Below are 14,206 nucleotides of genomic sequence, written 5' to 3' on the forward strand. Positions count from 1 at the left end.
AACAATTCCCTCCCTCTTTTGCTTCTGTCCCTATTATAATTTTTTACGCCTGTATCGTCAATGTTTTGCACTTTTTAAATTTTTTCTACTTTTTTCGGATACATGCACAAAATGAGAGAGACCTTACGATCTCTCTCAAATAAGAAGAAAAAATTGAAGTATGTAAAACAAAAATTTGATATTGTCAATTATAATATCCGGATACTACTTCTGTACGTTAAATGCTCCCATACCCGGATAAACAGCTGCTGCGCCAAGTTCTTCTTCGATACGGAGTAACTGGTTGTATTTTGCCACACGCTCTGTTCTGCTCGGAGCTCCAGTCTTGATCTGACAGGTATTTAATGCGACCGCCAGATCTGCGATTGTGGTATCTTCTGTCTCTCCGGAACGGTGAGAAGAAATGGCTGTATATCCGGCTTTGTGTGCCATCTTGATTGCCTCTAAAGTTTCGGAAACGGAACCGATCTGGTTTAACTTGATCAGAATGGAGTTTCCGCAGCCAAGGCTGATTCCCTTTGCCAGACGTTCGGTATTGGTAACAAAAAGGTCATCACCGACAAGCTGTACTTTGTCCCCCAGCTCGGCGGTAAGCTTCTGCCATCCTTCCCAGTCCTCTTCATCCAGTGCATCCTCTATGGAAATGATCGGATATTTCTCCACAAGCTTTTTCCAATGCTCAATCAGCTGTTCAGAAGTATATACGGTTCCGGCCTTTGGCAGTTTGTACTCGCCCTTCTTTCCTGTCTTCCACTCGGAAGAAGCGGCATCCATTGCAATCTTAAAGTCCTTCCCCGGCTCATATCCGGCTTTCTTTACCGCCTCAAGAATGGTCTCGATTGCTTCCTCATCCGATTTCAGTGCCGGTGCAAAACCACCCTCATCCCCAACGGATGTGGCAAGTCCTCTGTCCTTTAAAATAGAAGCCAGTGCATGGAATACTTCCGCACACCATCTGAGACATTCTTTAAAGGAAGGTGCTCCTACCGGCATAATCATAAATTCCTGTACATCCAGTCCGGAAGACAGTGCGTGGCATCCACCGTTTACGATATTCATCATCGGAACCGGAAGACGGTTTCCAAAAGCCCCGCCAAGAAAACGGTAAAGCGGAATATCCAGTGAAATTGCTGCCGCTCTGGCACATGCGATGGAAACGGCAAGAATTGCATTTGCTCCGAGTTTTGACTTGTCCTTTGTTCCGTCCGCATCGATCATTGCCTTGTCAATTGCATAGGTATCGGATGCATCCATTCCCTGCAGTGTCCCATTGATCACGGTGTTTATGTTTTCAACGGCTTTCTGCACGCCCTTTCCAAGGTAACGGCTCTTGTCTCCGTCGCGAAGTTCTAATGCTTCAAACTCACCGGTGGATGCACCGCTTGGTGCCATACCTCTTCCGATTGTACCATCTATCAATGTAACCTCTGCCTCAACAGTAGGGTTTCCTCTTGAATCCAAAATTTCTCTTCCAACTACTTTTTCAATCTCCAGATCATTCATTTTTCTGTTCTCCTTTCGATATGCGAAGAACTCCTTCCGGAAGCGGTAATGGCGTCGTCTGTACTTCCGTTAAACACACTCAGCAGTTATGTGTTCGCGAAGGAGTCTTCAAATGATTTACACAAGGAAGTTAGTTGTATCTAACCCAAGAAAGATTATATCTGACATATTGAAAAATAGCAAGCATTTTTTCTGATAGTTTTTATCAGCTAATTTAAGTTAGTTGTATCGTACAGTATGGCTTATATTTTCATATCGTGCCTGCATTGTCCTTTTCTTTTTAAATCTGGCGGATGAGATTTACCATCTCCACAGCACCCAGTGCACAATCATATCCCTTATTCCCGGCTTTACTTCCCGCGCGCTCAATCGCCTGCTCGATATTTTCCGTCGTGACCACGCCAAACATAACCGGAATTTCACTCTCCAGTGAAACTGCTGCCACTCCCTTGGATACTTCATTGCAGACATAATCGTAATGGCTTGTACTTCCGCGGATCACGGCACCCAGACAGATCACGGCATCGTATTTTTTGCTCATTGCCATCTTCTTTGCGATCAATGGGATTTCAAATGCCCCCGGCACCCATGCCACCGTAATGTCCTCTTCCTTCACATCATGACGCAGCAGGCCATCCATGGCACCGCCCAGCAGTTTGTTAGTGATAAATTCGTTGAACCGTGCGACGACGATTCCTACCTTCATATTGTTTGCTACTAATTTTCCTTCCAATGTACTCATAATGTTCATTCTCCTTTTCTTCATTTTAAAAGTTTAATACATGTCCCATACGATTCTGCTTCGTTTTTAAGTAAAACAGGTCATACGGTGTGGCCTGCATCTGGATCGGCACGCGCTCTGTGATGGAAATTCCAAACTCTCCGAGCTGGTATACTTTGTCGGGATTGTTGGTTAAAAGCCGCATGCTGTGCACGCCCAGATCCTTTAAGATCTGTGCGCCGATGTAATATTCGCGCTCATCCCCGGCAAATCCAAGAGCAAGATTGGCATCTAAAGTGTCCATTCCCTGTTCCTGCAGTTCATATGCACGCAGTTTGTTGATCAGTCCGATACCGCGGCCTTCCTGCCGCATGTAAAGTAAAATCCCGCGACCTTCCCTTTCAATCTGTGTCATGGCAGCGGCAAACTGCTGTCCACAGTCGCACCGCAGGGAGCCAAAGGTATCTCCGGTGAGGCACTCGGAATGTACACGGCAGAGTACATTTTCTCCGTCCCCGATTTCTCCTTTGACTAATGCCACATGATGTTCACCATTTAAACGGTTCACATAACCGTATGCCCGAAACTTTCCATACTTCGTCGGCATCTTTGTCACAGCCACACAGTCCACCAGCTTTTCATGGCATTTGCGGTATTCCTGGAGTGCGGCAATGGTAATCATTTTTATACCGTGCCTTTTTGCAAGTGCAAGCAGTTCCGTTGTGCGCATCATGGTGCCATCCTCGCGCATGATCTCACAGCAGAGCCCACATTCTTTTAAGCCTGCCAGGCGGCACAGATCCACGGTTGCTTCCGTATGCCCGTTTCTCTCCAGCACCCCGTTCTTCTTTGCCAGAAGCGGAAACATATGTCCCGGACGCCGGAAATCCTCCGGTTTTGCATCCTCTGCCACACAGCGCATGGCTGTCATGGAACGCTCGGCAGCGGAAATGCCTGTGGTTGTTTCCACATAATCCACGGAAACCGTAAACGCGGTTTCATGATTGTCCGTATTGTTTTCCACCATCTGCGGAAAATGCAGCTTTTTTACATATTCAGCGGACATTGGCATACAGATCAGCCCTTTTCCATGCATTGCCATAAAATTGATGTTTTCCGTTGTGGCAAATTCCGCAGCACATATAAAATCGCCCTCATTTTCGCGATCCTCGTCATCGGTGACAAGAATCAGTTTTCCGTTTCGTAATTCCTCAAGTGCTTCCTCAACGGTTGCAAATCCTTCCATTGTTCATTCCTCCTGTTATTTTTTCTCTTTTTATATCCATGGTGTTTTAGAATCCACAGTTTTCCAGAAATTCCCGGGTGATACGGCTTTCTTTTTTTTCTTCCTGTGGATGCAGCAGTTTTTCCACATATTTTCCTATGATATCCGTTTCTAAATTTACAATATCTCCCTCTTTTTTGTTTCCAAGCGTTGTCACCTCCGCTGTATGTGGGATCACGGACACGGAAAAGTCATGTGCCGTCACAGCGGCGACCGTAAGGCTGATTCCATCTATGGTAACCGAGCCTTTCTCCACCACATACCGAAGCACTTCCGGTGGTGCCTCCACCCGTATCCACACGGCATTGTCATCCCGTTTTTTTTCGGCGATCTGTCCGGTTCCATCCACATGTCCTGCCACAATATGCCCGCCAAACCTTCCGTTTGCCGGCATGGCACGCTCCAGATTCACGGGACTTTTCCGCTTACACTGTGCCAGTGACGACCGGTTTAATGTTTCATGCATCACATCTGCGGTAAATGTTTCACCGTCAAAGGAAGTGACCGTCAGGCAGACACCATTGACCGCAATGCTGTCTCCGATATGCACATCCTCAAGCACCTTTTGGGCTGCAATTATAAGCACTGCGGAATGTGCGCCTTTTGCGACCTCCAGAATCGTTCCCATCTCCTCTATGATTCCTGTAAACATCCCATATTCCTCCTGTTCTCCACCGGATACCCTTCGATCAGCCAGTCCGATCCCAGCGCTGTGATTTTTGTCCGGGTTAACTCCACGGCATCCGCAGGGGTGTGAAATCCCTGCCCCTCAACCGGGGTTTTTGCTTCTGTCCCCCCGAACAGCTTTGATGCCACATATGCCTGCACTTTCTGCACGATTCCTGCCTGCAGTGCCGACCAGTTCAAGGTTCCCCCGCCTTCAAGAATCACACTGTCGATTCCCAGCTGCCCAAGCTGCTGCATCAGGTCTGAAAGATCCACATGTCCGTCTTTTTCCGGTGTAACCAGAATCTTACATCCCGCCTCGATATAAGGCATATGCATGGCTTCCTGTCTGTTGCAGGTTGCAAGAATCGTTGGAATTTCTTTCGCACTGCGCACAATCTGTGATTCCAATGGTGTCCGCAGTGTGGAATCACAAATGATACGCACCGGATTTGCCCCGTTTTCTGTTCCCTTAAGCCGGCAGGTCAGCATCGGATCATCCGCAAGTACCGTTCCCACACCAACCATGATGGCACGGTAACGGTTTCTCATGCGGTGTACATGTGCACGCGCTGCCTCCCCGGTTACCCAGCGTGATGCCCCTGTGTATGTTGCGATCTTCCCATCCAGTGTCATTGCATATTTTAAAATGACAAACGGCAGTTTCGTCTGCATGTAATGGAAAAACACTTCATTTTCCGCATCACATTCCTTTTCCAGTACATGTTCGGTCACTTCCACACCATGCTCCCGCAAAATCCGAATGCCTTTTCCATGTACCAGAGGGTTTGGATCCTTCGACCCAATCACCACCCTGCGGATTCCGGCGGCAAGCAGGGCATCGGTACACGGCGGCTGTTTTCCGTGGTGACAGCACGGCTCCAATGTGACATAAATGGTTGCTCCTTTGGGAGATTTGGTACAATGTGCCAGCGCATTCCGCTCCGCATGCAGCTGTCCGTACCGTTCGTGATATCCTTCCCCGATAATTTCTTCATCTTTTACGATCACGGCTCCCACCAGAGGATTCGGGGATACCCATCCCGCTCCTTTTTCCGCCAGTTCGAGTGCTCGCCGCATATAAGTTTCATCTGTCATAAGTTCCTCCATACTACAAAAAGCCCCGGGCAATTTCTGCTCAGGGCTTCTTTCGGATGTGTTCTGCTGCTTGGGCTTCTTTTGGAAAATAAAAAAGCTCTGGAAATGAATTCCAGAGCAAATATCCCAATATCCATCACAACCGTACACGGTTTCATGTGTTTCTATCGCTTATCTTCTTTCATCCAGACTGTACTGTCGGCTTCGGAATTGCACCGAATCATGCCTTGCGGCTCGTGGGCTGTACCACCGGTAGGGAATTGCACCCTGCCCTGAAGATATCTATAAAATTGTCTATGTATAAGACTATAATCATTCTTTCCTTCTCTGTCAAGGAAAAATTATTCTTATACTGCCTCCACGGTATAACGTGCTTTCCAGATGCCGCCCGGTGCAATCAGGTTTCCCCACTCCCGGTCTTTTAAATCGCCGGTAAAATCAGCGCTGTCACAGCGTCCATACCAGGGTTCCACACATACAAACGGAACATCCGGACCTGCCGGTGACCAGATTCCAAACAGTGGTGCATCCATCGTAACGGTCAGATACGGATTTCCCTCCATATCACAGAGAGAGACTTCGTGCACATTCTGGTTTTCGATAACAAGTGCATCCGCATCAAACAGATGATCCGTGACCGTAAGATAACTGTCTTTCAGTTCATAATCCACCGTACCATTTCCGACCAGACCATCTACAATTGTTGTACTTGTGAGCGGGCCTGCCACATCAAAACGGATTTTACAATTCTTTGGACGGTTGAATGCCGGATGTCCGCCAATCGAAAACGGAAGTTCCTCTTCCGAAGGATTTTCCACCTGCCAGAGCACTTCCAGCTTATTTCCCTCTATGTGATATCCAATGCGAAGAGTAAATGCATAGGGATATTTTTCCATAGTTTCCTCATTTGACTGTAATACAAACCAGAGCGTATCCTCCGTCTTGGAATCCAGTGTAAAATCCATATCACGGGCAAATCCATGCTGCCCCATCGTGTAGGTCTGTCCCTTGGTGCGAAACTGTTTTTCTTTTACTGCCCCGACAAATGGAAACAGTACCGGAGAAGTACGCCCCCAGAATTTTGGATCTGCTTTCCACATGTACTCTTTTCCTGTATTTTTACGGACCAGGGATTTTAATTCTGCCCCATGTTCCTCCACTTCGATTGCAATGAGTTCATTCTCAAGCTTATGTCTTGCCATATGTTTTCTCTCCTCCGATTCTATAAATTACGCGTTACCGCTTCGCTTTTTCTTTTCTGCAAGCGTCCCCTTAACTGCCGATTCCGGGTCCTTTATGTCTGTTCCAAAGACAGGATTTGCGGAAGTATGTATTTCAATTATGTTTTCTCCAGCCAACAGGAAGAAGGGGGATATTTCTTTCGGAAGAACAAATTTACAACTTGCTCTGGCATTCACAAACTACAGTTAATTGCGTAAACCGAAAAACTTTACTCCATGAACCTGAAATCAACGCCAGAGCTGACTTGTAAATTTTTCTGTAGAAAGAGAATATCTCCCTTCTTCCGTCCCATCGAGAAAACCTATCTTTAAACCCCCCGCAAATCCGTCCCTTTAAACTCTCCAGGCCCCGGACCTTGCAGTTAACCAGCCATTTAAATGAGGAGTTTTCTCACCATCTCAGCATCAAAGGTAACAGATTTCAGATGATCCACCTCAATCTGATACAGCGCATTTGCAGCAATATGTTCTGCCGCCTGCTCTAAATCACGGATACCACTGGTACCCGAATACAGATCCACGATTGTATTTAATGCCTCATCTGTGATGATACATTCCTCTTCCTTTAAGCTCATGCGCTTTAATACCTTAGGCAGTGCAAATTTTGAGAAGATAATCTTCTTTTCCTCAAACGTATAATCCGGGATATCAATTACCGCAAAACGGGACAGAATCGGAGCGCTGATCTGCTCCTTATCGTTTGCTGTGGCAATCGGATAAACACCGGATGTCGGGATCATACACTCGATATAGTTATCTGTAAATCCCAGATTATCCAGAAGTGTCAGTAAGACATCTGCCGGATTTCCGTTTCCTTTTCCAGAAGCTGCCTTATCCAGCTCATTGATAATAAATACCAGGCTTGACTCTCCTGCCATGGCAAATGCATCCATGATGATCCCCGGCTTTGCATTGGCATAAATTCTCGAACTTCCGGTCAGCTGTTCCGGATCATTGATGGAACTCATATCAAGAGTTGTCCACGGAAGTTTTAAAATACGGGCAACTGCATAGGCAATCTGCGATTTTCCGGTTCCTGCCGGTCCCACCAGAAGCAGTCCGTATGCCGGAAGTGTATGTGTGCGGTTGATCTGAATGATCGTCTCGATGATTCTTTGCTTTACACGCTCCATGCCATACAGTTCCTCATCTAAAATCCGACGGGCTTCCTTGGGATCAATGGCCTCGAAATAATTGTTTTTCCACTGGATATTCATCATGATGGAAAGTGCACGCTGTGCATGACGCCGCTCTTCCGGAGACACTTCATTGGAACGTGCCACTGCTAAATTCCGGCGTGCCCACAACCGGATGTTATCCGGCATGGTCCGTCCTGCGCAGGTCATAAAATCGGTGATGCTCTGAATACTGGTGAGCTTCATATCATCGCCGTCTTCCTCCTGCTCCTCATCCACCGCTTCCTCACTCGGTGCACTGCTGGCAAACAGACGCTCCATCATAAACTGTAAAAAGCCATCTTCCGCGGAAAGCTTTTTTCCACCGCCAAAGGCAATTTCACGGATCTTATACACGGCATATCCATCCGGTGTGTTCTCTCCAGACAGCCGGACATTAATGTGGTTTTCCCCCAGCCAGCGAAGCAGATTGACAAAACGGGCATCCACCCGCAAAATATCCGCACATACAGTTCCGTCTTCCTGGGTAAACTCAAATGCTGTGCGCTTTGTCTGGTTCGTGAACACTCCGCAGGAATGATATTTCCACTGCTTTGCCGTATTATCTAAAACCAGAATCGGATATTTTGCACTTGCAGTGTTTTCATTCGACTGAAATGTTGTATAGGTACACTCACAGGCTTTCTTTTCTTCCGTTGTATTGCTGAAATCAAATACAGGCATATCTATCTCCCTTCTACATGATTTAAGGGTCAAAAACAGTTTTGACCCTTATCATGCATAAACAATTCTGTTATTTTCTACGAAAGCAGTGCTTTATCACTTGCAAATTCCTCACCGCTTACTTTTTCAAACTGATGCAGCAGATCTCCGACCGTAAGTTTCTTTTTGTCTTCACCTGCGATATTTAAAATAACTTTTCCTTCATGCATCATAATCAGACGGTTTCCATGGGCAATCGCATCCTTCATATTGTGTGTTACCATCATGGCCGTCAGATGATTCTCTGAAATGATCTGATCCGAAATCTCAAGTACCTTTGCGGCAGTCTTTGGATCCAGCGCAGCCGTATGCTCATCGAGAAGCAGAAGCTTCGGTTTCTGGATGGAAGCCATCAGAAGCGTGATTGCCTGACGCTGTCCACCGGATAACAGACCGACTTTTGATGTCAGGCGATCTTCCAGTCCAAGATGCAGGGTGGAAAGCATTTGGCGGTATTTCTCGCGTTCCGCTTTGGTAATTCCCCATCGCAATCCCCTGGATTTTCCACGTCTTGCTGCAATTGCCATATTTTCCTCAATGGACATTGTGGTAGCCGTACCGGTCATCGGGTCCTGGAACACACGTCCCAGATATTGTGCCCTGCGATGCTCGGATAACTTTGTCACATCCTCGCCGCCGATATAGATTTTTCCGGAATCTACCGGCCATACACCGGCTACGGCATTCAGTGTTGTCGATTTTCCTGCACCGTTTCCACCGATCACTGTGACAAATTCGCCTTCCTCAAGTGTCAGGTTGACACCGTCCAGAGCCACTTTTTCATTTATCGTACCCGGATTGAATACTTTCCGGATATTTTCAATTTTTAACATCTCACTCATCGGTTACAGCCCCCTTGTTGCTTTTTTCTTATTCTTCAGATATGGAATCGCAAGGAAAATTGCTACCACGATTGCTGAGAACAGTTTCAGATCATCCGATGGGAATTTCAGCCACAAAATGATGCTCAGCACAAGGTAGTAAATGATCGCTCCAACGATCACGGAAAACAGCGTATATGCAAATGCCAGTTTCTTTCCTGCACACAGTTTTCCAAACAGTACATCTCCGATAATAACGGCAGCCAGACCGATAACGATTGCGCCTCGTCCCATATTGACATCCGCTGCACCCTGATACTGTGCATAAAGTGCACCGGACAGACCAACGAGTCCGTTGGAAATCATCAGTGCCAGTACCTTACAGAAGCTGGTATTGATTCCCTGTGCACGCGCCATCTGCGGGTTACATCCGGTTGCCCGGATGGCATGCCCCTGCTCGGTTCCGAAATACCAGTAAAGAATCGCCACGATCACTACCCCAAACAGGATACAGGTGGTAAATACTTTAATTTTTGCTGCTGTATCACCGGATACATAACGAAGCGATACCGCAAGGGAATATTTATCCACACTGATCGCCTGATTGGACTGTCCCATAATATTCAGATTGATGGAGTACAGTGCAATCTGCGTTAAAATTCCGGCAAGAATTGGAGGAATTCCCAGTTTGGTGTGCAGAAGACCTGTGACCATTCCCGCAAGCATTCCTGCAGCAAATGCAAAAATAAGGGAAACCCACGGATTCATATCACTGCGGATCAGCATAACCGCCACAGCTCCGCCGGTTGCAAAAGAACCGTCCACCGACAGATCCGCAAAATCCAGAAGTTTGTATGTAATATATACTCCCAATGCCAGAAGGCCCCAGATCAGACCCTGTGCAATGGAGCCCGGCAGCGCACGAAACAGCGCCAGCGGACTTAAGGAAGCAAAATAAGCAGATATTAACACGATACCCATCCCCCTTAATTATTCAGCCTCGATAGCCTTGTAATCATCCGGAATTTTAACGCCCAGCTGATCACAGATATCTTTGTTGTATTCTTTGGTTACGTTCGGTGCAGTCTCAATCTTCATGGTTGTAATATCCGCACCGTTTACTAAAATGTCATATGCCATTTCACCGGCCTTTTTTCCGATGTCATAATAACTGATGGAAAGCGTTGCCACTCCGCATCCTTTACAGATACCTTCCTCTCCGGCAATAATCGGAGTTCCTGCCGGAAGTGCGATATTGTTGATTGCTTCTGTGTTCTGTGCCATGGTATTGTCTGTCGGAATGTAAATAACATCTGCATACTCGGTTGCACTCTGTACCACAGAACCGATATCATTGGAATCGGAAGCGGTAAACTCTTTGTAGCTGATACCGTCCTCATCCAGGTATTTTTCAAACTCGGTTGCCTGATATTTGGAGTTTGCCTCTGCAGAGCAGTAAAGTATTGCGACATGCTTTGCATCCGGATAGAGCTCTACGAGCATATCCTCCTGCTGATCAAGCGGAGCCAGATCGGATGTACCGGAGATATTTCTTCCGGTTGTACCACTCCAGTCACTGATCTCCAAAGCCGTTGCATAATCGGTAACGGAAGTTCCCAGAATCGGAATATCGGTTGTCGCTGCTGCACATGCCTGTAAAGCAGTGGTTGCATTTGCAAGAATCAGATCCACATTGGCAGATACGAAATTATTTGCAATTGTAGAAGCATTTGCCTGCTCGTTCTGTGCATTCTGGAGATCAAATTTTACATTGTCTCCCAGCTTTTCCTTTAAGACATCCTCAAATCCCTGTGTTGCCTGATCCAGTGCCGGATGCTCCAGCTGCTGGCAGATTCCGATGTTATATACTTTACCGGATGCACCTGCACTCTGTGTCCCGTCTTTTGCTGCATCTGCGGAATTTCCACAGGCGCCCAGGGATACCATCATGGCTGCTGCCACAGCAACCGACATTGCCTTGTTTAATTTTTTCATAGTTGTTCCTCCATTTATATTTTATATAGTCAGATAGACTTTAAGCCGCTTCCCGTCCTACTGGAAAGCGGCTCGTCCACTGCGTAATTACAGGAAAATATATTTGCAGATAAAAAGTACTGCAAGGATATACATCAGTGGAGTAATCTTCTTACGCTTGCCACAGATCAGATTGATCAGTACAAAAGAGATTACACCAATGGCAATACCCTCTGCGATACTGTACATTAAAGGCATCGCAATGAGGCACAGATATGCAGGAACTGCATCTGTCAGATCCTCGAAATCAACCTTTACAATTGCGGATACCATCAGGAACCCGACAAAGATCAGCGCCGGTGCTGTTGCAAAGCCCGGAATTGCCGTAAAGATTGGTGCAAAGAAAATTGCAAGCAGGAATAATAATCCTGTAACGATGGATGCAAGACCTGTTCTGGCACCTGCCCCGACACCTGCAGAACTCTCTACGAATGTTGTCGTTGTAGAGGTACCAAGGATCGCACCAGCAGAAGTAGCAATGGCATCTGCCATCAGTGCCTGCTTTACGTTCGGAAGTTTTCCATCTTCATCTAACATGCCAGCCTTATCCGATACACCGATCAGTGTTCCGATCGTATCAAACATATCTACAAACAGGAAAGACAACATGACTACGATGAAGTTCATAATTCCGACTCCATGGAAATCTGCCGTAAAACACTGTCCGAACGTCTCACCAATCTTTGAAAAATCTGTCATGGCAAATGCCGGATACAGGGAATAAAATCCTGCGTCTGCATCAATATGATAGATTCCTGCTGCCTGACAGATCATTCCGAGAATCCAGGTAGCCAGAATACCAATCAGGATCGATCCCTTGACTTTTTTGATGTATAAAATTGCAGTAAGAAGCAGACCGATCAGTGCAAGTACTGCACAGATTCCTTCGGTATGCCAGTTATCCCTGAAATTTACATAAGATAACAATGTGGAATCGTTGTTTACAACAATATGTCCACCCTGCAATCCGATAAACGCGATGAACAGACCAATGCCGGCGCTCACACCTTTCTTTAATGTGGTCGGAATGGCATTGAAAATTGCCTCACGCACATTGGTAAGAGAAAGGATAATAAAGATAATACCTTCGAAGAATACTGCCATCAGGGCTACTTTCCAGGAATATCCCATATTTCCGCATACGGTAAATGCAAAATATGCATTCAGTCCCATACCCGGTGCAAGTGCAAACGGATAATTTGCAAGGAGTGCCATTGCAAACGTACCGATAAAGGATGCCAGACAGGTTGCAATCAGCACTGCTGTCGGATCCATTCCTGCCCGTGAAAGCAGGTTCGGGTTTACAGCCAGGATATACGCCATGGTCATAAACGTCGTAATACCGGCGATCACTTCTGTTTTCGCTGTGGTATTGTTCTCTTTGAGCTTAAACATTTTCTCTAACATGTTCTCTCCTCCATATTTTATTGTTGTGTAAAAGCACCCTACTATTTTATCATAAAATAATTGAGAAATCCATTCAATTATTTATGTCTCCAGGTACTTCTTGAAAAGAGAACAAGCATCGGGAAAATTTCCAGTCTTCCGGCCAGCATGTCAAAAATCAGCACAAGTTTGGAAAACCAGGAATACACCGAAAAATTACAGGTAGGTCCCACCACATCAAATCCCGGTCCGATATTGTTAAAGCACGCAGCAACCGCAGACACATTTGTTGTCATGGACAGTCCATCAATAGAAATCAAAAGAAAACTTCCGACTAAAATCACACCGTAAGCCGCCAGATAGGTATTTGTATTATTTAATACATCCTCCCCGATCCGGTTTCCATTCATGCGCACAACTTCCACACGCTGCGGGCTTAAAATTCTGCGGATATTTCTGCGCAGGTTTTTCAGAATCAGAAGAAGCCTTCCCATCTTAAGCCCTCCTGCCGTACTGCCTGCACAGGCACCGACAAACATCAGGCACAGCAACAGTGCCTTCGAAAATCCGGGCCACAAATCAAAGTCCGTGCTTGCAAACCCGGTCGTCGTCATGATAGAGGAAACCTGAAATGCCGCATGGCGGATGGTCTCTTCCCAGGAGCCGTACAGTCCCCGGACATTGAACGTAATTAAAAGAATACTGACTACAAATATGATGATATACAGCCGCAGTTCCTGATCTTTGAGCACTTCCTTTACATGCCGGACTAAAAGCAGATAATAACAGCTGAAGTTGATTCCAAACAAAAACATGAAGACCGTACATACATTCTGTATATATGGGCTGTATCCTGCAATACTGTCATTCCGAATTCCGAATCCACCTGTGCCGGCCGTTCCAAAAGCGGTACATACGGCATCAAAAACCGGCATTTTTCCCAACAGGAGAAACAGGAAATTGATGAATGTCAGCACCATGTATATGACATACAAAATTCTTGCTGTTGTACGCATTTTCGGCACCAGCTTGTTCACATTCGGTCCCGGACTCTCCGCACGCAGCAGATGCATGGTATACCCTTTGCCTCTCTCTCCGTTCGGAGAAAGTGCCAGAAGAAATACAAGTACCCCCATGCCACCCAGCCAGTGGCTGAAACTCCGCCAGTACATAATTCCGGGAGAAAGTGCTTCCACATCTCCCAGAATCGAAGAACCTGTGGTTGTAAATCCCGATACAATTTCAAACAGGGCATCGACAAAGTTTGGAATTTCCCTGGAAAAAACAAATGGCAGACACCCGAAAAAACTGATTGCAATCCAGCTTCCGGCTACGCAGACCATCCCTTCCCTCGCAAAAAAACGACGGGTGGAATTTCTGCAAAAATAATACATTAAGGCACCGACTCCGGCAGTGATCAGAATGGACAGCCCAAACCCGTAAACTGCTGCCCGGCTTCCGGTATACAGACTGATCAAAAGTGCCGGAACCATAAACCCTGCTTCCACAATTAAGATCTGGGAAAGAAATTTTCCCATCATTTTATAATTCAT

At 46.3% G+C, this 14,206-nt stretch carries 12 protein-coding genes and 1 riboswitch; all 12 genes read right to left on the reverse strand.

Annotation, left to right across the window (positions count from 1 at the left end):
- Positions 1–204: 204 nt before the first annotated feature.
- The 12 genes from eno to M72_RS01365 all read right to left on the reverse strand — a co-directional run bounded on the left by eno (position 205) and on the right by M72_RS01365 (position 14,206).
- The gene (gene eno / locus M72_RS01310) at positions 205–1,503 is read right to left on the reverse strand and encodes a phosphopyruvate hydratase (protein ID WP_055066883.1); all 1,299 of its coding nucleotides are present in this window, start codon (positions 1,501–1,503) and stop codon (positions 205–207) included.
- Between the two features lie 280 nt (positions 1,504–1,783).
- Entirely contained in the window at positions 1,784–2,245 is a 462-nt protein-coding gene (gene ribH / locus M72_RS01315) for a 6,7-dimethyl-8-ribityllumazine synthase (RefSeq protein WP_055066884.1), read from the reverse strand.
- A 25-nt stretch (positions 2,246–2,270) separates the two neighbouring features.
- Complete coding sequence (locus tag M72_RS01320) at positions 2,271–3,470, reverse strand: bifunctional 3,4-dihydroxy-2-butanone-4-phosphate synthase/GTP cyclohydrolase II (RefSeq protein ID WP_055066885.1); 1,200 nt, start codon at positions 3,468–3,470, stop codon at positions 2,271–2,273.
- A 46-nt stretch (positions 3,471–3,516) separates the two neighbouring features.
- Positions 3,517–4,161: a riboflavin synthase gene (locus M72_RS01325; RefSeq protein WP_055066886.1), complete on the reverse strand. Its 645-nt coding sequence runs from the start codon at positions 4,159–4,161 to the stop codon at positions 3,517–3,519.
- Positions 4,143–5,273: a bifunctional diaminohydroxyphosphoribosylaminopyrimidine deaminase/5-amino-6-(5-phosphoribosylamino)uracil reductase RibD gene (ribD, locus tag M72_RS01330; protein WP_055066887.1), complete on the reverse strand. Its 1,131-nt coding sequence runs from the start codon at positions 5,271–5,273 to the stop codon at positions 4,143–4,145. The genes M72_RS01325 and ribD overlap by 19 nt, the downstream gene beginning before the upstream one ends.
- 169 nt (positions 5,274–5,442) lie before the next feature.
- Positions 5,443–5,557, reverse strand: a riboswitch (FMN riboswitch).
- Between the two features lie 63 nt (positions 5,558–5,620).
- A complete protein-coding gene (locus M72_RS01335; RefSeq protein ID WP_022046016.1) occupies positions 5,621–6,475 on the reverse strand; it encodes an aldose 1-epimerase family protein in 855 nt (284 codons plus the stop codon).
- A gap of 413 nt (positions 6,476–6,888) precedes the next feature.
- Positions 6,889–8,373, reverse strand: a complete 1,485-nt coding sequence (locus M72_RS01340; RefSeq protein WP_055066888.1) for an AAA family ATPase — start codon at positions 8,371–8,373, stop codon at positions 6,889–6,891.
- A gap of 77 nt (positions 8,374–8,450) precedes the next feature.
- Entirely contained in the window at positions 8,451–9,245 is a 795-nt protein-coding gene (locus M72_RS01345) for an ABC transporter ATP-binding protein (RefSeq protein ID WP_172679172.1), read from the reverse strand.
- A gap of 12 nt (positions 9,246–9,257) precedes the next feature.
- Complete coding sequence (locus M72_RS01350) at positions 9,258–10,199, reverse strand: ABC transporter permease (protein WP_242853338.1); 942 nt, start codon at positions 10,197–10,199, stop codon at positions 9,258–9,260.
- A 24-nt stretch (positions 10,200–10,223) separates the two neighbouring features.
- Positions 10,224–11,228, reverse strand: coding sequence for an ABC transporter substrate-binding protein (locus M72_RS01355; RefSeq protein ID WP_055066891.1), 1,005 nt, complete (start codon positions 11,226–11,228; stop codon positions 10,224–10,226).
- A gap of 87 nt (positions 11,229–11,315) precedes the next feature.
- The gene (locus M72_RS01360) at positions 11,316–12,674 is read right to left on the reverse strand and encodes an NCS2 family permease (protein WP_055066892.1); all 1,359 of its coding nucleotides are present in this window, start codon (positions 12,672–12,674) and stop codon (positions 11,316–11,318) included.
- A 77-nt stretch (positions 12,675–12,751) separates the two neighbouring features.
- Positions 12,752–14,206 carry a TrkH family potassium uptake protein gene (locus M72_RS01365; protein ID WP_055066893.1) on the reverse strand — a complete coding sequence of 485 codons (1,455 nt, stop codon included), beginning with the start codon at positions 14,204–14,206 and terminating at the stop codon, positions 12,752–12,754.

It is taken from the genome of Roseburia faecis (assembly GCF_001406815.1).
Classification (GTDB): Bacteria; Bacillota; Clostridia; order Lachnospirales; family Lachnospiraceae; genus Roseburia; species Roseburia faecis.